Genomic DNA, 22,387 nt, shown 5'->3' with positions numbered 1-22,387 from the left:
ATGAAATCAGAACGTAATATTATATTAGAGATTACAAATGAACTTGGACCTCTGGCAACTAGCGCTGTCTCGTATAATCCCTTAAAGTCTATAGTCCTAGGTGCATTAAATGTGAAAGCATTAATTAAAAAGATATCTATGTTAAACAACGATATAAAAGGACAACCAACCTTAATCAGCTATTACATTGAAAACATCTGTAAAAAACTCGATGTGAAAAATACAGATATCTTTAATGCAGCTAACCTAAGTAAATCATATTTTTACCAAATAAAAAAAGGACAAAAACATCCAAGTAGAAATACGTTAATTAGCTTATGCTTCGCTTTTCAATTAAACGTTTCTGAAACTAACCTTTTTTTAAAAAAAGGCGGCTATAACGATTTATATTTTAGAGATACACGAGATGCTATTATTGCCCATTGTTTAGAAAAAAAGCTTGATTTAATTACAACGAACATTGAATTAGAGGCGTTGAATTTAGAAATAATCGAATGATATTCATCTATATAAATAAAACAGAGAGACCTAAGAAGATCACTCTGTTTTATTTACTATTATTTCATCATCTGCTTGATCAATTCACGATTTCTCTTCTTAAATACTTCATTATGCGAAGAAACCATTCCGTACTCACTTGCATCTGGCTGAATAAATTGTTTCGCTTTATTTACAGCATTTCCAGCATCTTGGAATGCTCCCGCAATTAAGTGTAATTTCCCATCATGCTTTAAAATATCTCCCGCAGCATATAAGCCATCTACAGAAGACTCACTATTTGCATTCCCTGCAATATAATAATTATCTATAATTGCAACGTCTAACTCACTATTTTCTAATAACGTAATGTCACGTTCATATCCGTGGTTAATAATAACTTCATCAATAGGTAAATGTGAAACTTCACCCGTCTCATGATTCGTTAATTCTACATATTCAATCGCTTCATGATTATCACCAGCAATTAATTTTGTAATAGAGGTATTAAAGAAACACTCCGCTGAGCTGTTCATAAGTTGCTTCACTTGTGCTTCATGACCAGATAATTCTTCTTTTCTATATGTTAAATAAACTTTTTTCGCAATTGGTTCTAACTCGTTTGCCCAATCAATTGCAGAGTTACCTCCGCCTGAAATAATGATCGTTTTATCTTTGAAACGTTTTAACGATTTAACTGTATAATTTAAGTTCGATACTTCAAATCGCTCCGCACCTTCAATGGATAACTTTTGTGGATTCAATATACCACTTCCAGTTGCAACGATCACTGTTTTTGAAAAGTGTTCTTCTCCAGTGCTTGTTTTTAACGTAAAAATACCATCTTTATTACGAATAATCGATTCTACTTTTGTATTCAATACAACTTCTGGCTGAAATGTTAATCCTTGTTGCACAAGTTGCTCAATTAACTTTTCACCAGTAACCGGTAATAATCCGCCAATATCCCAAATCATTTTCTCCGGATAAACATGTATTTTTCCACCTAACTGTGGTTGGAATTCTATTATTTTTGTTTTCATTTCTCTGAGTCCACTATAAAAAGCTGAATAAAGCCCTGCAGGTCCTCCGCCTATCACAGTTACATCAAACAATTCTTCTCGATTCATTCGTGCTCACTCCTCAGCTATCAATCATTGATTATCATTCTCAATAAAATATAACCTGTTTCCGCAAAATTTACAATCAAAATTACTATTGACAATACACCTATATAAAATTATATTATTTAAAGAATCAATAGTGATAATCATTATCAATTTGTTAATAATTAGTAAATTTGAGATTACATCTTCTCTCATTAATATGGTTAATACTATATTGTAGAATCTCACATTCAAGATTTTTAATAAATATTTTGCATTACCACTACTCTTTCAAACAGATTGCAGTTAAACAAATTATCGTATACACATACCATCTATGTTAAAGGAGAAAGACAATGAAAAAGTTATTTATTTCACTAACAGTTCTTTTCGTTCTTGTTATGAGTGCTTGTAGCAATGGCTCTACAGACAAAAAGAACGATGCAAAAGGTAGTAAATCAGAAACAATTACATACCAATCTGAAAATGGTAAAGTAGAAGTTCCTGCGAATCCAAAACGTGTTGTTGTTTTATCATCGTTCGCTGGTAACGTAATGTCATTAGATGTAAATCTTGTTGGGGTAGATTCATGGTCTAAACAAAACCCACGTTTTGATAGCAAACTGAAAGATGTTGCTGAAGTATCAGATGAAAATGTTGAAAAAATCGCTGAACTAAATCCAGATTTAATCATTGGTTTATCAAATATTAAAAATGTTGATAAGTTAAAGAAGATCGCTCCTACTGTAACGTACACTTACGGAAAAGTTGATTACTTAACACAGCATTTAGAAATCGGTAAGTTATTAAATAAAGAAAAAGAAGCAAAAACTTGGGTTGATGACTTCAAGAAACGTGCACAAGACGCTGGTAAAGAAATTAAAGCAAAAATCGGTGAAGATGCAACAGTTTCTGTTGTAGAAAACTTCAACAAACAGCTTTATGTATACGGCGAAAACTGGGGCCGTGGAACAGAAATTCTGTACCAAGAAATGAAATTAAAAATGCCTGAAAAAGTAAAAGAAAAAGCATTAAAAGAAGGTTACTACGCATTATCTACTGAAGTATTACCTGAATTTGCTGGTGATTACTTAATCTTAAGTAAAAACAAAGATACTGATAACTCATTCCAAGAGACAGAATCATATAAAAACATCCCAGCAGTAAAAAATAATCGCGTATACGAAGCAAACATGATGGAATTCTATTTCAATGATCCACTTACATTAGACTTCCAACTAGACTTCTTCAAGAAGAGCTTTCTTGGTAAATAATACAAACATGAGGAATTCTTAATTTAAGAATTCCTCTTCCTTTATTCTATGAACAGAAAAGATGTGAAACGAATGACAAAAGATCACGACAATCCACGTTCTATAGCTTTTACATACAAACTAATTTTGAGCATAATTGCATTCTTTCTTATTTTTATGGTAGCAATGGTATTAGGTGCTGCAGATACTTCAATAAAAGACGTATGGTCAGCACTCACTTCCTCCGCTAAAGGGGATAAAATATCTATTATTCGCGAAATACGTTTGCCCCGTGAAGTTGCCGCTATTTTTGTAGGAGCTGGACTTGCTGTTTCTGGAGCAATTATGCAAGGATTAACAAGAAATCCACTTGCCGATCCTGGATTACTCGGGCTATCTGGTGGAGCAAATGCTGCGCTTGCACTAACACTTGCTTTCAATCCTTCCATAAGCTATCTTTACTTAACATTAGCTTGCTTTATCGGTGCTGCAGTTGGCGCAATTATGGTATTTGGAATTGGTATGGTGAAAAAAGGCGGGCTCTCCCCTCTTCGAATTGTATTAGCTGGTGCTGCCGTTTCAGCATTTCTACTCGCAATTTCAGAAGGAGTCGGCATTTACTTCAAAATTTCACAAGATGTATCACTTTGGACTGCTGGAGGCGTAATCGGAACTACTTGGAGCCAATTGAAAGTTATTATTCCAGTCATTTCAATTAGTATCTTTATCGCTATCTTACTAGCAAAAAAATTGACAGTTCTTAGTTTCAGTGAAGAAGTGGCTATTGGACTAGGTCAAAAAATTATTGTTATTAAAACCATTCTATTTATCATTATTATCTTGCTTGCAGGTGCGTCTGTAGCACTTGTCGGAAATATGGCATTTATCGGTTTAATGGTACCTCACATGGTACGCCCAATTGTCGGTCCAGATTACCGATTTGTTATACCGATGTCAGCAATTGCTGGAGCTTCCTTTATGCTACTTGCAGATACAGTCGGACGTACTATTAACGCTCCGTACGAAACACCAGTTGCCGCTATTGTCGCAATTGTAGGATTGCCATTCTTCCTATTCGTTGTACGTAAAGGAGGAAAAACATTCTCATGATGCAATCTATTCTAAGAAAACAACGTCTTATTATACTCGCTTTACTAATACTGACCATCACCACCATTGTAGTTGGAATGGGGCTTGGTTCAGCATCTTTATCTTATGATCGACTACTCCCAACATTAATGGGACAAGGAACTTTTAAAGAGGAATTTGTTTTATACTCTTTAAGGCTACCTAGAATTATCATTACATTATTAGCTGGTATGGCTCTCGCTTTATCAGGAGCTATTCTGCAAGGAATTACCCGAAATGATTTAGCTGAACCTGGTATTCTCGGAATCAACTCTGGGGCCGGTGTTGCTGTTGCTATTTTCTTTTTATACTTTCCAATAGATGTAGGTTCATTTCTTTACTTACTACCTGTCGTTGGATTTATCGGGGCATTTCTGACAGCTGTTCTCATTTACGTATTTTCATATAGTAAATCAAGTGGACTTCAGCCGGTACGATTAACATTAACCGGTATCGGTTTTGCCTTTGCACTATCTGGAATGATGATTGTCCTTATTTCATCCGCAGATCGCATGAAAGTAGACTTTATTTCAAAATGGATTGCAGGAAACATTTGGGGAGACGATTGGATCTTCATTTTCGCAATGCTCCCATGGTTAATCGTATTAATTCCATTTGTTTTCTATAAAGCAAATCGATTAAACATTTTAGCATTAAACGAACCAGTCGCAATTGGCGTTGGAATTGAAATTGAAAAAGAGCGTAGATATTTATTAGTTGCAGCCGTTGCGCTTGCTGCTGCCGCTGTTTCTGTAACAGGAGGAATTAGCTTTATCGGACTGATGGCTCCTCATATCGCGAAATCTTTAGTAGGTCCAAGGCATCAAATCTTCATGCCTATCGCCCTTTTAATCGGTGGATGGCTATTGCTACTAGCAGACACAATTGGACGAAATATCGTTGAACCTAACGGTATCCCAGCAGGTATTGTTGTCGCTTTAATTGGTGCTCCTTACTTTATGTATTTGTTGCTTAAAAAAGCGTAAAGAAACACCCTCAAGATCTTTCCTTGAGGGTGTTTTTATTCTACTGCTGCCCATACCCTTCAAACTTCTTCGCCAAATTCTCCATCTCGTCTTCTGGCAATAGCTTCGGTTCCCCAATGCTTTTCGTTTGATAATAAATTTGCGCACAAAACTCAATTTCTTCTGCAACGGTAAATGCCATTTTGATATGATTTGCACCCGCAATTAAACCGTGGTTCGCAAGTAAAACAGCACGACGATCGATCATTCCTTCGAAAGCAGCCTCTGCTAATTGCTTCGTACCAAATGTTTCATACGGTGCACAGCGAACATTCGGGCCTGCGAAAGCAATTAAATATGATACTGCGGGCAGTTCCCATCCTAATGATGCAATCGTCTTCGCATAAGGAGAATGTGTATGCACAAGCGCATTTATATCTTCACGATTTCTATAATAAATAAGGTGCATATCGAGTTCGCTTGATGGTTTTCTCTCTCCCTCTACTACTTCACCATCTAAGTTTAATATAACTACATCTTCAGGCTTTGTTTCATAATAATCTAAACCACTTGGGCTAATGGCAACAAGACCTTGCTCGCGATTGAAAATACTAATATTACCGCCTGTCCCCTTTGTTAAACCGCTAGAAATCATTTTCTTTCCATACGCTACAATTTCTTCTCTCTCTTTTTGTAATAACATATACATCCCCCTAAGTATGAAGCTTATGATGACTGACTTTTTAACTCTATCTACTTATTGAAATAGCTTTTTTAAATTCTCCGTAAACGGTGCTTTTACAATCCCTTTTTCCGTAATAATCGCTGTTACATTTTCATGTGGCGTGACATCAAATGCAGGATTATATACTTTACTTTCTTTCGGAGCCGAATATTGTCCGAAACGATTAATTACTTCAGAAGCATCTCTTTCCTCGATTGGAATTTCTTTTCCTGTCGGTGTTTTCAAATCAATTGTCGGCGTTGGTGCTGCTACATAAAACGGAATGTTGTAGTATTTCGCTAAAATAGATACGCCTAATGTTCCAATTTTATTTGCTACATCACCGTTTGCTGCCACACGGTCGCATCCAACGATTACCGCATCAATCTTCCCTTGTGACATAACCATAGCTGCCATATTATCCGTAATGACAGTGACATCAATTCCCGCTCGCTGTAGTTCTAATGCTGTTAACGTTGAACCTTGTAATCTAGGACGCGTTTCATCGGAATAGATTTTTAAGTCCCATCCTTTTTCTTTCGCTAAGTACATCGGAGCTGTCGCAGTACCATACTTAGTCGTCGCTAACGCACCAGCATTACAATGTGTTAATACTCCCATTCCATCATGGAATAACGTTAATGCATGTTCTCCAATTTGACGGTTAATTTCTTCATCTTCTCTATGAATCTCTTTTGCCTCTTCTAATAATCTATCTTTCAACTGGGCGATTGATAAGTGTGCGTTCTCTGTCGCGACTGCCTCCATTCTTTCAAGTGCCCAAAATAAGTTTACCGCTGTTGGCCTTGATGTTGCCAAATATGCACATACCTTTTTGACTTCCTCTATAAAGTCTTCCATCGTATTTTGAATAACTTCCTTTGTTCCTAAATACACACCATAAGCTGCTGAAACACCAATTGCTGGCGCTCCTCTTACTTTCATTACTTGAATGGCATCCCAAACGCTTTCAGCTGTTTTAAAAGATTCATAGACAACTTCATTCGGTAATAATGTTTGATCTAATAAAACTAAAGCATCATCTTTCCACTGGATTGGTATTAATTGCTCTTCCATCATCTTCTCCCCTTACTTCGCGTAGTGCATTGACTGTTCTTTTAACGTTTCTACAAAGCTTGTACCTGTTTTATATTGATTCGCTCGTAAAATAAATTTCTTTGCAACTTGAAGACAAATACGTTCCGCTCTAGCACGTGCTTCCTCATTCTCAATGCAAGTAATGTCTTTTACTTTCGCTAGCCCAACAATACGACGAATTAACTCAAGACCCGTCACCGCAGCTGTATCCTCTAATACAGATTGTAAATAGATTTCGTTAAAGCCTTCTTCCTTCGCCATAATCTCTGTCACATGAATATCCCAAGCGTCTAAAAACTTCTTCTTAAATAAATCAATTACCTCTATTATTGTCGATTGTAACCAATCCATATACGTATCTTTCTCAGCTCCAGCTGACATCGTTGCATCTGCATTTACCCAAGCAAACATTAAATTCGCCATTACATTCCCAACGTCATATCCCATTGGTCCATAAAAGGCAAACTCAGGATCGATTACCTTTGTGGAATCATTTTTTACAAAAACAGAACCAGTATGCAAATCACCGTGAATAAGCGCCTGTGCATTCGTCATAAAAGAAAACTTAAGTTTAGCTACTTCTATACGGAGCTCTTTATCACTATAAATATGTTCTCTAATCCATCCATCATTTAACGGAAATAACTCATTACGCTTATTATGATTTGTAAATGGCTCAGCGTATACGAGTTCTTCTGTAATCTCACATAACTCAGGATTTATATAATTCTTCACAAGCTCCTTCTTCTCTTTATGATTCATTACAACATCCGATGTTAATAAGAGTGTATTCACCATAAAGGTAGTTAAATCATCCGCAAGCCTCGGAAATATTTCATGATTTATAAGTGCTGTACGTAATATTGTGTGATCCGATAAATCCTCCATTACGCAACAATTCATCACACTATCAAACAAATACACCTTCGGAACAAGTCCAGGGGCTAACTCTTCCTCTAACTGCAAAACATCTGATTCTATACGAATACGATTCGTCGACAACTTAAACTCATCTGAAATACGTGCTGTATTCCCAGCTTGCTTTACAATGACAGAAATGTTCTTCTGTTCATCCCAAACGCGGAATACATAATTTAAATTACCATCGCCTATTTCTTTACACTGTAACCCCTTTACATGTTCAAACTTACATAATTTCTCTTTCACATATACAATCACATCGCTAGCTTCCATTAAAAAATACTTCGTGAACTTAGACATGGTTTCCCCTCCACACTAATTGTAAGCGTTTTCTAAAAGCTATAAAAAATAATAGGATTAAATCTTTCATCCTATAATATATGTTCTTCTTTTTGAAATGTATATCTAGGTTTTATTATATCTTGTTAATATCTTGAGTCAATGTTTCTATATCATTGCAATATGCTTCCTAATTATATATTTGAGAGGACAAAAATTGTTCAAAAAGATTCTAGTTCATTTTATTTTATTTATCACACAATTCTTTGTAAAATAGAAATACGCAGTTCCTTTTCAAAAAGACAACTTCTAAGAAATATTTCCTTCCTAAGAATTTATACTTACATCATATCTCTAACATACACACTACTCTTTCAAGCACTCATTGAAAATTTATAAACTTAAAATTACCTTTCCATTCCCTGTTATCCTTAATTGAGAATAAATATTAATTAAATTGATATAAAGTTCGTTTATTCGCTTGACAAAATAACCACTTCTATATGATAATTAATATCGAATTAGAATTATTATAGTTAATTAAAAAATATATTTTATGAGCACACTATTTTTTGATGCTCAAAACCAACATTTAGGAGGAATTTTAATATGTTATTAATCGGCACAGAAGTAAAACCGTTTAAAGCTAATGCTTACCATAATGGAGAATTTATCCAAGTTACTGACGAAAGTTTAAAAGGAAAATGGAGTGTAGTTTGTTTCTACCCAGCTGACTTCACATTCGTTTGCCCAACTGAACTTGAAGACTTACAAAACCAATATGCAACTCTTAAAGAGTTAGGCGTTGAAGTATACTCTGTATCTACAGACACTCACTTCACTCACAAAGCATGGCATGATAGCTCAGAAACTATCGGTAAAATCGAGTACATCATGATTGGTGACCCAACTCGCACAATCACTACAAACTTCAACGTTTTAATGGAAGAAGAAGGTCTTGCTGCTCGTGGTACATTCATCATCGATCCAGACGGCGTTATCCAATCTATGGAAATCAATGCTGACGGTATCGGCCGTGACGCAAGCATTCTTGTTAACAAAATTAAAGCAGCTCAATACGTACGTAACAACCCAGGTGAAGTTTGCCCAGCTAAATGGCAAGAGGGTTCTGCTACACTTAAACCAAGCCTTGACCTTGTAGGCAAAATCTAAGGAGTTCGATCAAAATGATACTAGATGCAGATATAAAAACACAACTATCCCAATATCTTCAATTAATGGAGAACGATATTTTACTTAAAGTAAGCGCAGGAGACGATGACGTATCTAAAGATATGTTAGCTCTAGTAGACGAATTAGCTACTATGTCATCTAAGATTACAGTAGAAAAAGTTGAATTAGAGAGAACACCAAGCTTTAGCGTAAACCGCCCTGGTGAAGACACTGGTGTCGTATTTGCTGGTATTCCATTAGGACATGAATTTACTTCATTAGTGTTAGCTTTACTACAAGTAAGTGGACGCGCTCCAAAAGTTGAACAAAAATTAATCGATCAAATTAAAAACATTCAAGGCGAATATCATTTTGAATCTTATATCAGCCTAAGTTGTCATAACTGTCCTGATGTTGTACAAGCTCTTAACGTAATGAGCGTTCTTAACTCTGGTATTACACATACTATGATTGATGGCGCTGCATTCAAAGAGGAAGTAGAAAGCAAAGACATCATGGCAGTACCAACAGTTTTCCTAAACGGCGAATCTTTCGGCAGCGGTCGTATGACACTTGAAGAAATTTTAGCTAAAATGGGTAACGGTCCAGATGCATCAGAGCTTTCTGATAAAGATCCATACGATGTTCTTGTTGTTGGTGGCGGCCCTGCTGGTGCAAGTGCAGCAATTTATGCAGCACGTAAAGGAATCCGCACTGGTATCGTTGCTGAGCGCTTCGGTGGTCAAGTAATGGATACTATGGGCATTGAGAACTTCATCAGCGTAAAACGCACTGAAGGTCCTAAGCTAGTGGCAAGTCTTGAAGAGCACGTTAAAGAATACGACATCGATGTAATGAATCTACAACGTGCGAAACGTTTAGAGAAAAAAGAACTTATTGAAGTGGAACTTGAAAACGGCGCTATTCTGAAAAGTAAGAGCGTAATCGTTTCAACAGGTGCTCGCTGGCGTAATGTTGGCGTACCAGGTGAAGCTGAGTTCAAAAATAAAGGTGTAGCATACTGCCCACACTGTGACGGTCCATTATTCACTGGAAAAGACGTAGCAGTTATCGGTGGAGGTAACTCTGGTATTGAAGCAGCTATCGACTTAGCTGGTATTGTTAAGCACGTAACTGTTCTTGAATTCATGCCAGAATTAAAAGCTGATGCTGTATTACAAGAACGTCTTAACAGCTTACCAAACGTAACTGTTCTGAAAAACGTTCAAACGAAAGAAATTACTGGTACTGATAAAGTAAACGGTATTTCTTACATCGATCGTGAAACTGAAGAAGTTCATCACGTTGAATTACAAGGTGTATTCGTACAAATCGGTCTTGTTCCAAACACAGACTGGTTAGGCGAAACAGTTGAACGCGTTCGCGGTGAAATCGTAACAGACAAGCACGGCGCTACAAACGTACCAGGAGTGTTTGCTGCAGGTGACTGTACAAATAATCCGTACAAACAAATCATCATCTCTATGGGTTCAGGTGCAAACGCAGCTTTAGGTGCATTTGATTACTTAATCCGTAACTAATTATATAGACGTGAGTAAAAAAAGCGGGTGCCTTGGCACCTGCTTTTTTATAATCTTAATGTATAAATTAAAAATCTCTCATTCCCATTCTTCTCATAAGCACCTGGCAATCTAACTTCTTTCTTCAGCTCAAACGCAGTCTGATTTTCTAAGAAGAAAATATAGTCCTCAGAAGGATAATACAAAATAATATCCACTTCTCTCTCTATTTCCTCTACCGAAAGCAAAATGTTATTGACTACATTCATAAACACTTGTACAGAAAATGGATTAAAGAAATAAAAACGGTTATCACGTGAATCAATCTCATATTCTTGTGCTAAACAGCATTCAAATCGAATTTTGTCTTTACTGTTTCTTACCTTTCGGGCATAACGATCTCGATTATCCATCGCTTCTTTATAAAACTCTTCATTCATTTCAATTCCAACCGCTGAAGCACCAAACTTATGGTGCATGTAAAAGTTTAATCGTCCTTTTCCACATCCAAAGTCTACAATCTGGTCGCTACTTCTTATTTCATATTGATTCAATAACTCATCTAATCCGCTATATGGCGTCGGTTCATAACGATGATAATGCATAGACTTGTTAAATCCTTTTTGCTCACCGACTGTTTTTATATGTAAAACTGCATCGTAATATTGTTCGTTCATTCGTTTTCTCCTATTAAGAAATGGTACTTATTATTATACACCATGTACTGGATGCTCATTTTTCATCAAATTAATAGGTACGTGAAATTATATCGACGATTTTCTCAATATATCGACGTTTCGACAAAGGATATCGACTTAATGACAAATTTCTACAAAAAGACAGGAGCTCCCTAGCCCCTGTCTTCTAACACTTTCAATACAGTTTGTTTTAATATTTCTACCCCATCCATAATACAACTATGATCGAACTTCATATACGGATGGTGTAATCCAGGTTGTAGGTCTGCTCCTAATCCAAGCATGACAGCTTTTAAATGTGGTCTCTTCACTGTGTAGTAATGGAAATCATCGCTTCCTGTCGTATAAAGTGGTCCCGTACATTTATCTTCCCCATACACTTCAAGAATACCTTTACGCATAAATCGCTCAGCTTCTTCTGAAACTTCAGCTCCTGGCGCGAGATCCATCCACTCATATGAAGTTTTCGATCCCATCGATGCAGCTGATTCTATGACATGCTCTATTTTTTTCTTCAATTCTTCTAATAATGTATTACTCTCCGCTCTGACATCTAAGCTAAAATGCCCGTTACCCGGAATAATATTTAAATTATCACCACCAGCTTGGCACCTCGTCATCTTTACTGAATAGGAACTTTGCGGTGGTAGCCATATGTTTTTCAAACCGATATTAATCATGGAAATAACATCAATCGCATTTATCCCTTGATGTGGGCGTGCTCCATGTGCATCTTCTCCGTGAATCATACCCTCTAAAAATCCTGCTGCTCCGTGACGAATTGATGGGGCAGCCTGTTTCAAAGATAGTTCTTCAATCGGGCGCAAATGAACACCGAATAGGAAATCCGCATCATCCACAGCACCCTTCTCTACCATTTTTAAAGCGCCATTCCCTTTCTCTTCTGCTGGCTGAAAAATAAATCTAACTGTACCACTTTTCCATCTCATATTCTTTAATTGTAAAATAAGTCCCATTACAATCGTCATATGAGCATCGTGACCACACGAATGATTCGCTTTAAATTCTCCATTCACTTCTTGCCAAAGTGCATCCATATCAGCGCGAATTGCAATAACAGGATTTCCGCTTCCAATTTCAGCAATCACGCCTGGGCAATCATCAAATATTTTATATGAAATTCCTTCTTCTTTTAAAAAGTTAGTAATATACGCTGTCGTTTCATACTCTTTCCAACTCACTTCAGGGTTTTCATGTAAATGCTGAAAAATTTCAGTTAAACGCTCTTGTAGTTCTAATGTTTTCAAAGCTACATTCTCCTTCCCAAATTCCAAACCATTCAGGTTAATTATACTTATGAAAAACAGATATTTTTATGAACATATTGAATTTTAAGAAAAAAGTCAATTATTTATTTTTAAACACTAAAAAAGCTTACTCTACATCTATATTACAAACTAAACAAACAACTAGAATATTACTTATTTTCTGTCTTTTATGTTGACGCTTACATATATTTTTAGTTATCATAACCTAATAAACGTCTATTTTACGACAATTCTAAAAATACAAACAAACATACATAACAAGGAGGACATTTATGAAAAAAGAAATACCTTTTGGTGTAGCCATGATCCCTATTATCATTACAGTTGCAGTTATGATGGTTACAATTGTTGTATTAAAACAAAGCCCTCACGTCCCACTTATTATCGGTACAACCGTTGCTTCCATCGTCGCTTGGCGTTACGGTTACAAATGGAACGACATTGAAGAAGCAATGTATAAAGGAATTCGCCTCGCATTACCCGCTATCGTTATCATTATCCTAGTAGGTTTAACGATCGGTGCTTGGATTGGTGGTGGAATCGTCGCAACAATGATTTATTACGGTTTAAATCTATTAACTCCATCACTATTTTTAGTTTCAATTACAATTATTTGTTCTATTGTTGCATTAGCTATTGGTAGCTCTTGGTCTACAATGGGAACAATTGGTGTTGCAGGAATGGGCATTGGCCTAAGTATGGGAATCCCAGCTCCGATGGTTGCCGGTGCTATCATTTCCGGTTCTTATTTCGGCGATAAAATGTCACCGCTTTCAGACACAACAAACTTAGCCGCTGGATTAACAAATACAGATTTATTCACACATATTCGTCATATGTTATTTACTACAATTCCAGGTTTAATTATTACTCTTATCGTTTATGCGTTCTTAGGAAGAAGCTTCGGTGCTAACAATATTGATGCCAAAAGTATCGAGCAAACATTACAAGTATTGCAGCAAAACTTTGTTATCTCACCTTTTCTATTAATTATACCTGTAGTCGTTATGGTATTGGTTGCTAAAAAAGTTCCTGCTATACCAGCTATTCTCGTAGGTATTATTTTAGGATTTTTATCACAAGTCTTTATTCAAGGTGGTTCTGTCTCCGCATCTGTCGGTGCACTCCAAGCTGGATTTGTTATAGACACTGGAAACAAGCTAGTAGACGAACTATTTAACCGCGGTGGCTTAGATTCGATGATGAATACAGTCTCTATGACAATTGTCGCTATGACTTTCGGAGGAGTACTAGAACATACAGGTATTCTTCGCTCCATTGTAAATCAAATTTTAAAATTAGCGACATCAGCAAAAGGGCTTATCGCTTCTACTATCGCATCTTGCTTTGCAACAAACCTTACTTGCTCTGAACAATATATTTCAATTGTCGTCCCTTCAAGAATGTACGCAAATGCATACACGGAAAAAGGACTACATTCAAAAAACTTATCCAGAGCATTAGAAGATGGTGGAACATTAACTTCTGTCTTTGTTCCTTGGAATACGTGCGGTGTATTTATTCTCGCAACACTTGGCGTAGGTGCATTTGAATATGCCCCTTATGCTATTTTGAATTTCATTGTACCTATTATCTCAATCATTTACGGTATAACTGGTCTCACAATTACAAAACTATCAGACATTGAAAAAGCAGAACTACTAAAGAAACAAAAAGCTCAACTAGAAGCTTAAAAATAGCGGTAAATTCAGTTCATATAGTGCGCGAGGTCGCCCTTGTTGATAGGGCATTTCCTCGCCGCAAATATGAGCATACCCGTAATCAACTAATTTCTTTAACAACCTTTCTGTCGATCTTCGAGTCACTTGTAAGTACTCAGAAAGGTCAGCTGCTGTAAACTTCAATGACGGATGCGATTGACTAAATTGAATAATTTTTGACAAGTTGGCCGGACTAAGCTTCGTTTCCTTCGCTATTTTCATTAGTTCCGGATTATCATTTTTCAAACTTTGTACTCTCTGTTCTTTCGGGAACGGACCAAATAAATCTTTATCACTTGTTAGTATATAAAAACAACGATCTATTGGATTATTCTTTGCAAAACTTTGAGCAATTTTTGCATTTTGCTCCGCTTCTTTCACAGTTTTTCCGTAACCAAATCCAATAGCTATCGTTCCTTCTATACTCGCAAATAAATTATTTATTATATTTGTTTTTATAATGGATTCGATATCACCACGAGTTGTATACAAAATGCATGTCATTTCATCCACTTGTTTAAATGAACCACGTAGTTCTTTTGAAATGACATCTAGTTTTTCAAGCAAATTCGTTCGTAATTCTAAGGAAGAAATAATACAAGCACCAACAGTAGCTGAATAGCTTTTTGCTAACTCAGCTTTTATTTTTGCACCTTTTAACCCATGTATAATGGACTGTGTTGGATCAATCATTCGCTCTGAAGGAACACCTAGTTTTTGAAGCTCGTCGTAAACAGCGTGAATACTAGTTAAAGCTAAATGAGCCTCTCCAGATTGATATTTAGCTACATGAAAATCAATAACTCTATTTATTTCATCTTTACTCCACAGCATATTTTCATAATCAAACACTTGTGGACTTTCTTTTATACCGATATCATGGAACACATTTGTAATAAACGAGCGGTCTACTAAATCGATAGAAATGTTATGTGGTTGAATACTTTGATGATACATGATAGAAAGAATAGAAGATGCGACAGTTGTCTCGTCTTGCTGTAAGTACGTACTTGGAATTCGTAATTGTTCTCTTATTTCTTTTGCCATATAATAAGGTAAAGCACCTGAGAAAAAGATGACATCACAAGGCTTTAAACGCTTTAATAGTTCAGAAGATTCCGCCGGATGAAGGTAAATATATGGATCAATCTCTATTTCTTCTAGTTTATGAGCAATAGGTAAAATTGTCTCCATAAACTCTTTTGAACCGACAACTGCAATTTTTATCATCATTTCTCTAACTCCTTATCATTAATTAACGACTATTTAACGTCAACTATATCAAATGTACAAAACCATTGTAAACAGGAAGGGGTCTCTACCTAATGAAAATTACAGCTATTCATCTTTATGCAATTCGTTTACCGCTTCGCGATCCGTTTGTTATTAGTTACGGTTCTTATTCTGATATGCCTTCTATTATTGTCAAAATGGAAACAGATGAAGGCATTATCGGTTATGGTGAAGGCGTCGCTGATGATCACGTTACAGGTGAATCGTGGGAAAGTACTTTCCATACTTTAAAGCATACACTAGCTCCTACTCTTATCGGGCAAAATCCAATGAATATCGAGAAAATACACGATATGATGGATAATACAATTTACGGTGTTCCTACTGCAAAAGCTGCAATAGATATTGCCTGTTTCGATATAATGGGTAAAAAATTAAATCAACCTGTATATCAATTAATTGGCGGACGATATCATGAGGAATTTCCTGTCACTCACGTCTTAAGTATCGCCGAACCTGAAGCCATGGCAAAAGAAGCTGCTTCCATGATTCAAAAAGGTTACCAATCTTTCAAAATGAAAGTCGGTACAAATGTAAAAGAAGATGTAAAAAGAATTGAAGCGGTACGTGAACGTGTAGGAAATGATATTGCGATTCGTGTTGATGTAAACCAAGGTTGGAAAAATAGCGCCAACACATTAACAGCACTTCGTTCATTAGGTCATTTAAACATCGACTGGATTGAACAGCCTGTCATTGCAGACGATATTGACGCAATGGCTCACATTCGTTCGAAAACAGACCTTCCGCTTATGATTGATGAAGGATTAAAAGGTTCTCGTGAAATGCGCCAAATCATTAAATTAGACGCGGCTGATAAAGTAAATATAAAACTAATGAAATGCGGTGGCATATATCCCGCTGTAAAACTCGCTCACCAAGCAGAAATGGCCGGCATCGAATGCCAAGTTGGATCCATGGGCGAATCATCCGTTGCCTCTTCCGCAGGATTCCATGTCGCTTTCTCGAAAAAAATCATTACGAGCGTCGAGCTAACCGGTCCATTAAAGTTCACGAAAGACATCGGAAACTTACATTACGACGTACCATTTATTCGCTTAAACGAAAAGTCAGGACTCGGCATTGAAATAAATGAGGATATCCTGCAAGAACTCACCGTCTTTCAAGACGTTGTACGCTAAAGGAGGACTAACGCATGACAGTTCTATACGAGGGCAGATTAAAACAAAATAACGAGCTATTTCACGTTACATTACTATCACTAGATCACATCGAACAAATTTTATTATTACAAAACGTTGTAGTTGAAGCACTAGAAGATAAAAGTCGTCTACAACCACTCTCCCAAGAAGAATTTCAATACATTCTAGAAGGAAACGGCATGATGATCGGTGCTTTTATCGAAAACGAACTCATCGCATTTCGCGCCCTACTCGTCCCTCCTATCGACGATGAACATTTAGGACTTGATATCGGCTTACCAGAAAGTGAACTACACCACGTCATCTATCAAGAAATCTCAAACGTTCATCCGAACTACCGCGGAAATGGGATGCAAAAAATATTAGCGACAGTCATCATGGACGAATTACAAAAAGAAAACAGCAAATATGATTATGTGTGCTGCACCGTTGCACCTTTTAACATTCCAAGCTTAAAAGATAAGTTCTCACAAGGGATGGAGATTGCTGCGCTGAAGGAGAAATATGGTGGTAGTATGCGGTATGTTTTTGTGAAGGAATTGCGCGGAGTTAAAAAACAAGATTGGACGGATATTAAGATCGTTCCGATGAGTGATGCTGGTGGACAGCAGGCGTTGCTTTCGGAGGGTTATCGTGGGTATGAGATGGAGAAGGTGGATGGAGATTTTATTGTGAAGTTTGGACGATAATTGCTACGCCAGAAAAAAAGGAGATGTCTGCTGTGACATCTCCTTTTGCTTTCTCTTCATTGAACATATCGATTGCAACTTCAAATATATCAGCGATTTTTGAAATATATCGGCGCAACTCCAAATATATCAGCGATTTCCAAAATATATCGGCGCAACTCCAAATATATCAGCGATTTCCAAAATATATCGGCGCAACTCCAAATATATCAGCGATTTTTGAAATATATCGACTTACCGACAAAGATTGACAATAATCGCAACCTATACAAAGCGTAACATTAAACCGTCATCTTCCAACTAGATAACGCTAACCAATTCTCCATTTCCTTATAATCAGGCATTATCTTCCCGACAAGACGCCAAAAAGAGCGATCATGATTTAAATGAACCATATGGCACATTTCGTGAACGACTACATAATCAATTACTCGCTGTGGTGCCATCGCTAGCTTCCAATTGAAGGTTAGTTGTAAATTCGAATCACAAGTACCCCACGTGCGACTACTATCTGTAATACGAATAGAACGTGGTTTTGTTTTAAAGTTACTTTGATGCGCTTTAATACTCTTCTCTACTAATGACTTACACTGCTTATAGTAAAATCGTTTTAAAGCTTGCTGTATTTTCTCATCTTTAAGATCTTTCACATAAATATGTAGCTTATCCCCTTCAAACACTGCATTGTCTTGCGTAATATTTGTATCTTGAGAAATTTGTATCGGATACGTACTTCCTAAATACAAAAAGCCTTCTCCTTGATCATAATCCTTTTCCTGTGGTCCACGCGCTCGCTCCGCCATTTCCTTACGTGTTGTCTGAATCCAATCCCACTTCTCTTCTAGCAACTGGATTAAGTATTCAACAGGGGTCCCTTTCGGCGCCTGTACTTCCACATTTCCGTAAGAATCTACCAAAAAACGCACCGATCTTTTCTTTTTATAAGTTATATGAAAATTAATTGTCTCACCTAAATATGTATGTACCATTTCATCACCTAACGTATTATTTTACATATAAAAAAGAGTAGGATACGAACACCCTACTCTACCTATTATATCATTTACCGCTTTAACGGAATCATTATCCTCTATACTTTACAGCTAATCCTTTAATGAAATTCCTTGCGTATCTATCGCCGCACTCTTTGTAATTTTTATGGCCTTTTTTTCTTAATAGAGCGCCTAGTTCTCCCTTAGTCACCGTAACGCCTACGCTATCTAATATATCAAGTACATCCTCACTCGTTAAAGATAGTGCTATTTTCATTTTCTTTAGAAGAAGGTTATTCGCACTTTCTTTGCTTTGTACAGGTGCCGGTTGCCCTGGTTTCGGATCTTGCTTACCTCTTTTTAAAGTAATAAATCCATTTAAAAATGCCTCTAACATCATCATATCGCATGTTTTTACGTACTCATCTTCTTCCACATCAGGGTTTTCAGGTTCGTGCTGAGGCGCTCTCTTTATTTTTGTAAGCATATCAACTACGTCTTCTTTCGTTACTTCCATTCCGCCAAGTTTAAAAATTTCTACCATATCTATATCTTTTATATCTAAAGCATATCTTACTCTTTTTAATATATCGTTGTTGCTCATTGCCATTGGGTTTCCTCCTGAAATGTTGATTATCATAATGCTTGTAGCATGTGTAAATGAATGTCGTCAAATTACTACTTTAACATTTTAGGAGGTGGTTTTGTAGTCTTAGGTGGATTAATGCTTGTGGAGATGATTTTAAAACAGCAACATATGCTGATTAGGCGCTTAAAATTATCCATTTAAAACCAATTGGATTATAATGATACTAGAGTTTATATGGGAGGGAATCAATAGTGAATTATCTAATTGGTTATAAAGATGCTGAACGAAATTTCGGACATGAGGACCCGATGCTAACAGAATATACATATGGAGAGTCAGGGGCTAATACCGACAAACTCCAAAAAGTACAAAAGGGAGATTTTCTATTCTTTCATAAAACAATACATAACAAGCGATATATAACCGCATATTATCTGGTCGAAGAAGTCGTGCTTGTAAAAGATATCAAACAGAATCGTTTAATCATAAATAAATATGATAATCCCCACCTAAAGAAAGAGATACAACAACTGACACCAAGTGAATGTATTGCGTTTGGAAACCCTATTCAATCTAAAGTCCTTCAAGTTCCTTTGGAAATTACGCCTGAATTATTGAGTAAATTATCTAGGCCTGCAAACCTTAATCCTAATCAATCTTTATTAAGTGCAATTTCTTCTGCTCTTCGTACTTGGAAAGAATTGAATACATCTGATATCAATTTATTACTAGATTTAATTGAGCAAAATGAGTCCAAGGGTAGACTTACTAATAGAGTTTTAACCGCTGAAGAAGTATTTCAAATCTTAGAAAGAGATATCGAGAAATTTATTATTTCTAACCCTTCAATACTTGATGTAAACTATACAATTGAAAAATCCCAACATATCTTCTCAGATGAATCACGTTTAGATTTGTTATTAAGAGATACTACTAATAACGAATTTATTGTAGTAGAAATTAAGAAAGGACCTATTGATAGAAACGCTTTAAATCAAATTAAACATTATATTAAACTATGTAAAAAAGAATTAAAATTAAATACTGTAAAAGGTATTTTAGTTGGTAGTGGGATAGCACCTTCCTTTGAGGATGATATTAATAAAGCAAAACAGGATGGGATAACCGTGCGAAATTACGGTTGGGGATTTACTATTAATTAACACACTTAAAAATGGACAAATCTAATATAGGTTTGTCCATTTTTTATACTACTCAAATATAAATATTTTTGGTACAGTTCAACAAAACTAATCTAAATAAGATTAGTTTCCATTATCTTGATAATTGAATTTAACAAAAAAGGTAGTGCCTTCTGATCCTGTTTGAATTTCTATTTTTGCATTATGACGGGTAGCAATGGCATAACATACGCCTAATCCCAATCCAGTTCCATTATCTTTGGTTGTGTAAAATGGAGTCCCCAGTTTCTCTAATACTTCAGGGCTGATACCTTTCCCTTCATCCCGCACTGCAAGCACCACACAATTTTGCCCTTCCTTATAGGTGCTAATAGTTAGAGTTTTCCCTGTACTCATCGCTTCTAAGCCATTACGGTATAGGTTCATTAATAATTGCCGTATCTCATTACGATTTAAAAGTAATACTGGAACGTCATTTGTATCGACTTGAATATATTTATTTTGATTATGCGTATCTATCTTTATTAAAGGAATAATATCGTGGATAATCGAATTTAAATCTAACATCTGTAAATCTGATTTCTTTGTATTACCTATTGAGAGAAATTCAGTAATAATAGAATTGACACGATCAAGTTCTTCAACCATTAAATTAAAGTACTTACTATGTTTCTCATAGTTGTTCTCTTCTTTTAATAACTGCAAAAATCCTCGTACTGTTGTCATTGGATTTCTAATCTCGTGGCTGATACCTGCTGCCATTTGCCCTATTAACTCTATGTTGGATAACCTTTTCAATTCCTGCTCATATTGCTTTTTTTCTGTTATGTTTTTACAAATACAACAAATACCATCATCATACGGATATGCAATAACTTCATGCCAATATTCATCAGAGGTAGAAAAAAATTCAAAATGGACTGTAGTTCGCTCTGACATTACACGATGAAGCTCCTTATATATAACCGTATCTACGCTACTTGGGAAGACCTCCCATATATTCTTACCTAATACGTCTTTTACTGTTTTTCTTTGCGGGAAATGTTGATGTTTATTTACATACATAAATTCCCATTTATTATTCAAAGTCAAGAATCCATCCGTAATACTTTCAATCACACTTGTAACTTTTTCATTAGCAGCAGCTAGTTCTCTCGTTCTTTCTTCCACCATGCTTTCAAGTTGATCCATATATAACAAGTTTGAAAACGTAGGAGCTGTGGCATCAACGATAGATTTTGCCAGTTGAATTCGGGAATCATCGTAATTATGAGTTTTTTCCTCTTTGCCAACGACGATTACCCCTAATACTTCTCCCATTGAAACCAATGGAATCATCAGTAAACCCTTACTATCTATATTTTTTGTTCGAATAATCTCTTGAATCTTGGCTTCATAGTTTTTCTCCATCCAATCTGCTTCTATCCAATCACAGCCCGAGCTTAACTTCGTTGTCTTAATCGTTGTTTTGTCTAGCGGATCTAAAAGGTGGGCAGCCATGTTTTTACTCTCTAAAATCTGTCCTAAGTAAAAAAAGCATTTATCAAAACTCTCCTGTATTGAGGAACACATTGATAAATCACGGGTAACATTTAGTAACAGCTGCTTCTCGGCAATAAGATTTTCTTTTTGGGTTAAATTTTTTGCGTTTTGAATGGCGACCGCCGCCATGTTTACATAAGCTTCAACACTTTGAATTTCTGAATCTGTTAAGTTCATTGGAACTCCATAATCAAATAAAAAAACAAGACCAAATAACTCTTGCCCAAATGAGATAGGCAGAGCTAATAAAGACTTAATTTTAAACGCATCGACTGGTCTCGAATCCGGTCGATGATCCTTTGAGGTATCAGGAATATAGATGGTTTTTTTAGTTTCAATAACTTCTTTTGCCAGTAAGTCTACTTCAGGATCAATTACCTGCGTATCGAGCGTTACGCCATTTATGGTCTCTGGTTTTCCTGCAAACCCTCTAAATGTTCCATCTTCTTCAGGTAAATAAATTCCAACAGCGTCACACCTAACAATCTCCTCTGATATCGCCATTGTTACACGCTGCAATACTTCACGTAATTCTAATTTTGTATTTATTATTTTGGTTATATTCGCGAGCCTAGAATATCTCGTCTGATCACTTAACATTTGCATAGCCTCCAATTATAGGCGT

21 protein-coding genes are annotated in these 22,387 nt (G+C 36.2%); 10 read left to right on the top strand and 11 right to left on the bottom strand.

The annotated features are described in order from the left end of the window. A complete protein-coding gene (locus tag BGI23_RS02010) occupies positions 1-498 on the top strand; it encodes a transcriptional regulator (RefSeq protein ID WP_052587746.1) in 498 nt (165 codons plus the stop codon). A gap of 59 nt (positions 499-557) precedes the next feature. On the opposite strand, the gene BGI23_RS02005 is transcribed toward BGI23_RS02010, so the two are convergent. Beyond that, entirely contained in the window at positions 558-1,607 is a 1,050-nt protein-coding gene (locus tag BGI23_RS02005; RefSeq protein ID WP_070805127.1) for an NAD(P)/FAD-dependent oxidoreductase, read from the bottom strand. A 332-nt stretch (positions 1,608-1,939) separates the two neighbouring features. Here BGI23_RS02005 and BGI23_RS02000 point away from each other — a divergent pair, with 332 nt between their 5' ends. From BGI23_RS02000 to BGI23_RS01990, 3 genes are read left to right on the top strand one after another with little or no spacing between them, the layout of a single operon-like run. Continuing rightward, entirely contained in the window at positions 1,940-2,857 is a 918-nt protein-coding gene (locus BGI23_RS02000; protein WP_044790831.1) for an iron-hydroxamate ABC transporter substrate-binding protein, read from the top strand. A 48-nt stretch (positions 2,858-2,905) separates the two neighbouring features. Then, the gene (locus BGI23_RS01995) at positions 2,906-3,946 is read left to right on the top strand and encodes a FecCD family ABC transporter permease (protein WP_070805126.1); all 1,041 of its coding nucleotides are present in this window, start codon (positions 2,906-2,908) and stop codon (positions 3,944-3,946) included. Further along, positions 3,943-4,950, top strand: coding sequence for a FecCD family ABC transporter permease (locus BGI23_RS01990; protein WP_070805125.1), 1,008 nt, complete (start codon positions 3,943-3,945; stop codon positions 4,948-4,950). The genes BGI23_RS01995 and BGI23_RS01990 overlap by 4 nt, the downstream gene beginning before the upstream one ends. A 40-nt stretch (positions 4,951-4,990) precedes the next feature. On the opposite strand, the gene BGI23_RS01985 is transcribed toward BGI23_RS01990, so the two are convergent. The 3 genes from BGI23_RS01985 to mtnK are packed head-to-tail and all read right to left on the bottom strand — an operon-like array spanning position 4,991 to position 7,972. Beyond that, positions 4,991-5,632 carry an L-fuculose-phosphate aldolase gene (locus tag BGI23_RS01985; RefSeq protein WP_000926550.1) on the bottom strand — a complete coding sequence of 214 codons (642 nt, stop codon included), beginning with the start codon at positions 5,630-5,632 and terminating at the stop codon, positions 4,991-4,993. A 54-nt stretch (positions 5,633-5,686) separates the two neighbouring features. Next, a complete protein-coding gene (mtnA, locus tag BGI23_RS01980; protein ID WP_070805124.1) occupies positions 5,687-6,730 on the bottom strand; it encodes an S-methyl-5-thioribose-1-phosphate isomerase in 1,044 nt (347 codons plus the stop codon). 12 nt (positions 6,731-6,742) lie between these two features. Then, positions 6,743-7,972 (bottom strand): S-methyl-5-thioribose kinase, encoded by a 1,230-nt coding sequence (gene mtnK, locus BGI23_RS01975; RefSeq protein WP_070805123.1) that lies wholly within the window; start codon positions 7,970-7,972, stop codon positions 6,743-6,745. 588 nt (positions 7,973-8,560) lie between these two features. On the opposite strand from mtnK, the gene ahpC reads away from it, so the two are divergent. Next, positions 8,561-9,124 (top strand): alkyl hydroperoxide reductase subunit C, encoded by a 564-nt coding sequence (ahpC, locus tag BGI23_RS01970; protein WP_000924422.1) that lies wholly within the window; start codon positions 8,561-8,563, stop codon positions 9,122-9,124. Positions 9,125-9,138: 14 nt separating this feature from the next. Next, positions 9,139-10,665 carry an alkyl hydroperoxide reductase subunit F gene (gene ahpF, locus BGI23_RS01965; protein ID WP_000599492.1) on the top strand — a complete coding sequence of 509 codons (1,527 nt, stop codon included), beginning with the start codon at positions 9,139-9,141 and terminating at the stop codon, positions 10,663-10,665. 47 nt (positions 10,666-10,712) lie between these two features. Here ahpF and BGI23_RS01960 read toward each other — a convergent pair whose 3' ends face one another. Then, a complete protein-coding gene (locus BGI23_RS01960; protein ID WP_070805122.1) occupies positions 10,713-11,321 on the bottom strand; it encodes an SAM-dependent methyltransferase in 609 nt (202 codons plus the stop codon). Positions 11,322-11,494: 173 nt separating this feature from the next. Continuing rightward, entirely contained in the window at positions 11,495-12,610 is a 1,116-nt protein-coding gene (locus tag BGI23_RS01955) for a M20 peptidase aminoacylase family protein (protein WP_070805121.1), read from the bottom strand. 293 nt (positions 12,611-12,903) lie between these two features. Here BGI23_RS01955 and nhaC point away from each other — a divergent pair, with 293 nt between their 5' ends. Beyond that, on the top strand, positions 12,904-14,325 hold the full coding sequence (gene nhaC, locus BGI23_RS01950; RefSeq protein WP_000711543.1) for a Na+/H+ antiporter NhaC: 1,422 nt from the start codon (positions 12,904-12,906) through the stop codon (positions 14,323-14,325). On the opposite strand, the gene BGI23_RS01945 is transcribed toward nhaC, so the two are convergent. After that, a complete protein-coding gene (locus BGI23_RS01945) occupies positions 14,314-15,585 on the bottom strand; it encodes a hypothetical protein (protein WP_000972829.1) in 1,272 nt (423 codons plus the stop codon). The two genes, nhaC and BGI23_RS01945, sit on opposite strands and share 12 nt — an antisense overlap. Before the next feature lie 92 nt (positions 15,586-15,677). Between BGI23_RS01945 and BGI23_RS01940 the strand changes: the two genes are divergently transcribed. Then, positions 15,678-16,787 (top strand): mandelate racemase/muconate lactonizing enzyme family protein, encoded by a 1,110-nt coding sequence (locus tag BGI23_RS01940; RefSeq protein WP_070805120.1) that lies wholly within the window; start codon positions 15,678-15,680, stop codon positions 16,785-16,787. 14 nt (positions 16,788-16,801) lie between these two features. Then, on the top strand, positions 16,802-17,497 hold the full coding sequence (locus BGI23_RS01935; protein ID WP_070805119.1) for an N-acetyltransferase: 696 nt from the start codon (positions 16,802-16,804) through the stop codon (positions 17,495-17,497). Here BGI23_RS01935 and BGI23_RS28250 read toward each other — a convergent pair. The 3 genes from BGI23_RS28250 to BGI23_RS01925 form a co-directional block, all read right to left on the bottom strand. After that, positions 17,475-17,621, bottom strand: coding sequence for a hypothetical protein (locus BGI23_RS28250; protein WP_172801676.1), 147 nt, complete (start codon positions 17,619-17,621; stop codon positions 17,475-17,477). The genes BGI23_RS01935 and BGI23_RS28250 overlap by 23 nt on opposite strands. A 157-nt stretch (positions 17,622-17,778) precedes the next feature. Next, positions 17,779-18,486, bottom strand: a complete 708-nt coding sequence (locus tag BGI23_RS01930) for a M48 family metallopeptidase (RefSeq protein ID WP_070805118.1) — start codon at positions 18,484-18,486, stop codon at positions 17,779-17,781. Between the two features lie 94 nt (positions 18,487-18,580). Continuing rightward, the gene (locus BGI23_RS01925; RefSeq protein WP_001251709.1) at positions 18,581-19,099 is read right to left on the bottom strand and encodes a YehS family protein; all 519 of its coding nucleotides are present in this window, start codon (positions 19,097-19,099) and stop codon (positions 18,581-18,583) included. A gap of 230 nt (positions 19,100-19,329) precedes the next feature. On the opposite strand from BGI23_RS01925, the gene BGI23_RS01920 reads away from it, so the two are divergent. Beyond that, positions 19,330-20,241, top strand: coding sequence for an endonuclease NucS domain-containing protein (locus tag BGI23_RS01920; RefSeq protein WP_070805117.1), 912 nt, complete (start codon positions 19,330-19,332; stop codon positions 20,239-20,241). A 102-nt stretch (positions 20,242-20,343) separates the two neighbouring features. Here BGI23_RS01920 and BGI23_RS01915 read toward each other — a convergent pair whose 3' ends face one another. After that, positions 20,344-22,362 (bottom strand): GAF domain-containing sensor histidine kinase, encoded by a 2,019-nt coding sequence (locus tag BGI23_RS01915; RefSeq protein ID WP_070805116.1) that lies wholly within the window; start codon positions 22,360-22,362, stop codon positions 20,344-20,346. Between the last annotated feature and the right edge of the window lie 25 nt (positions 22,363-22,387).

It is taken from the genome of Bacillus sp. ABP14 (genome assembly GCF_001831375.1).
Classification (GTDB): Bacteria; Bacillota; Bacilli; order Bacillales; family Bacillaceae_G; genus Bacillus_A; species Bacillus_A paranthracis.
Note: the sequence above shows the minus strand (reverse complement) of the source record. Positions and strands in the feature narration are given on the sequence as shown.

Coding starts and splice junctions, on each gene's coding strand:
- BGI23_RS02010 (WP_052587746.1), top strand. CDS start 1: ATGAAATCAGAACGTAATATTATATTAGAGATTACAAATGAACTTGGA.
- BGI23_RS02005 (WP_070805127.1), bottom strand. CDS start 1,607: ATGAATCGAGAAGAATTGTTTGATGTAACTGTGATAGGCGGAGGACCT.
- BGI23_RS02000 (WP_044790831.1), top strand. CDS start 1,940: ATGAAAAAGTTATTTATTTCACTAACAGTTCTTTTCGTTCTTGTTATG.
- BGI23_RS01995 (WP_070805126.1), top strand. CDS start 2,906: ATGAACAGAAAAGATGTGAAACGAATGACAAAAGATCACGACAATCCA.
- BGI23_RS01990 (WP_070805125.1), top strand. CDS start 3,943: ATGATGCAATCTATTCTAAGAAAACAACGTCTTATTATACTCGCTTTA.
- BGI23_RS01985 (WP_000926550.1), bottom strand. CDS start 5,632: ATGTTATTACAAAAAGAGAGAGAAGAAATTGTAGCGTATGGAAAGAAA.
- mtnA (WP_070805124.1), bottom strand. CDS start 6,730: ATGGAAGAGCAATTAATACCAATCCAGTGGAAAGATGATGCTTTAGTT.
- mtnK (WP_070805123.1), bottom strand. CDS start 7,972: ATGTCTAAGTTCACGAAGTATTTTTTAATGGAAGCTAGCGATGTGATT.
- ahpC (WP_000924422.1), top strand. CDS start 8,561: ATGTTATTAATCGGCACAGAAGTAAAACCGTTTAAAGCTAATGCTTAC.
- ahpF (WP_000599492.1), top strand. CDS start 9,139: ATGATACTAGATGCAGATATAAAAACACAACTATCCCAATATCTTCAA.
- BGI23_RS01960 (WP_070805122.1), bottom strand. CDS start 11,321: ATGAACGAACAATATTACGATGCAGTTTTACATATAAAAACAGTCGGT.
- nhaC (WP_000711543.1), top strand. CDS start 12,904: ATGAAAAAAGAAATACCTTTTGGTGTAGCCATGATCCCTATTATCATT.
- BGI23_RS01945 (WP_000972829.1), bottom strand. CDS start 15,585: ATGATGATAAAAATTGCAGTTGTCGGTTCAAAAGAGTTTATGGAGACA.
- BGI23_RS01940 (WP_070805120.1), top strand. CDS start 15,678: ATGAAAATTACAGCTATTCATCTTTATGCAATTCGTTTACCGCTTCGC.
- BGI23_RS01935 (WP_070805119.1), top strand. CDS start 16,802: ATGACAGTTCTATACGAGGGCAGATTAAAACAAAATAACGAGCTATTT.
- BGI23_RS01930 (WP_070805118.1), bottom strand. CDS start 18,486: ATGGTACATACATATTTAGGTGAGACAATTAATTTTCATATAACTTAT.
- BGI23_RS01925 (WP_001251709.1), bottom strand. CDS start 19,099: ATGGCAATGAGCAACAACGATATATTAAAAAGAGTAAGATATGCTTTA.
- BGI23_RS01915 (WP_070805116.1), bottom strand. CDS start 22,362: ATGTTAAGTGATCAGACGAGATATTCTAGGCTCGCGAATATAACCAAA.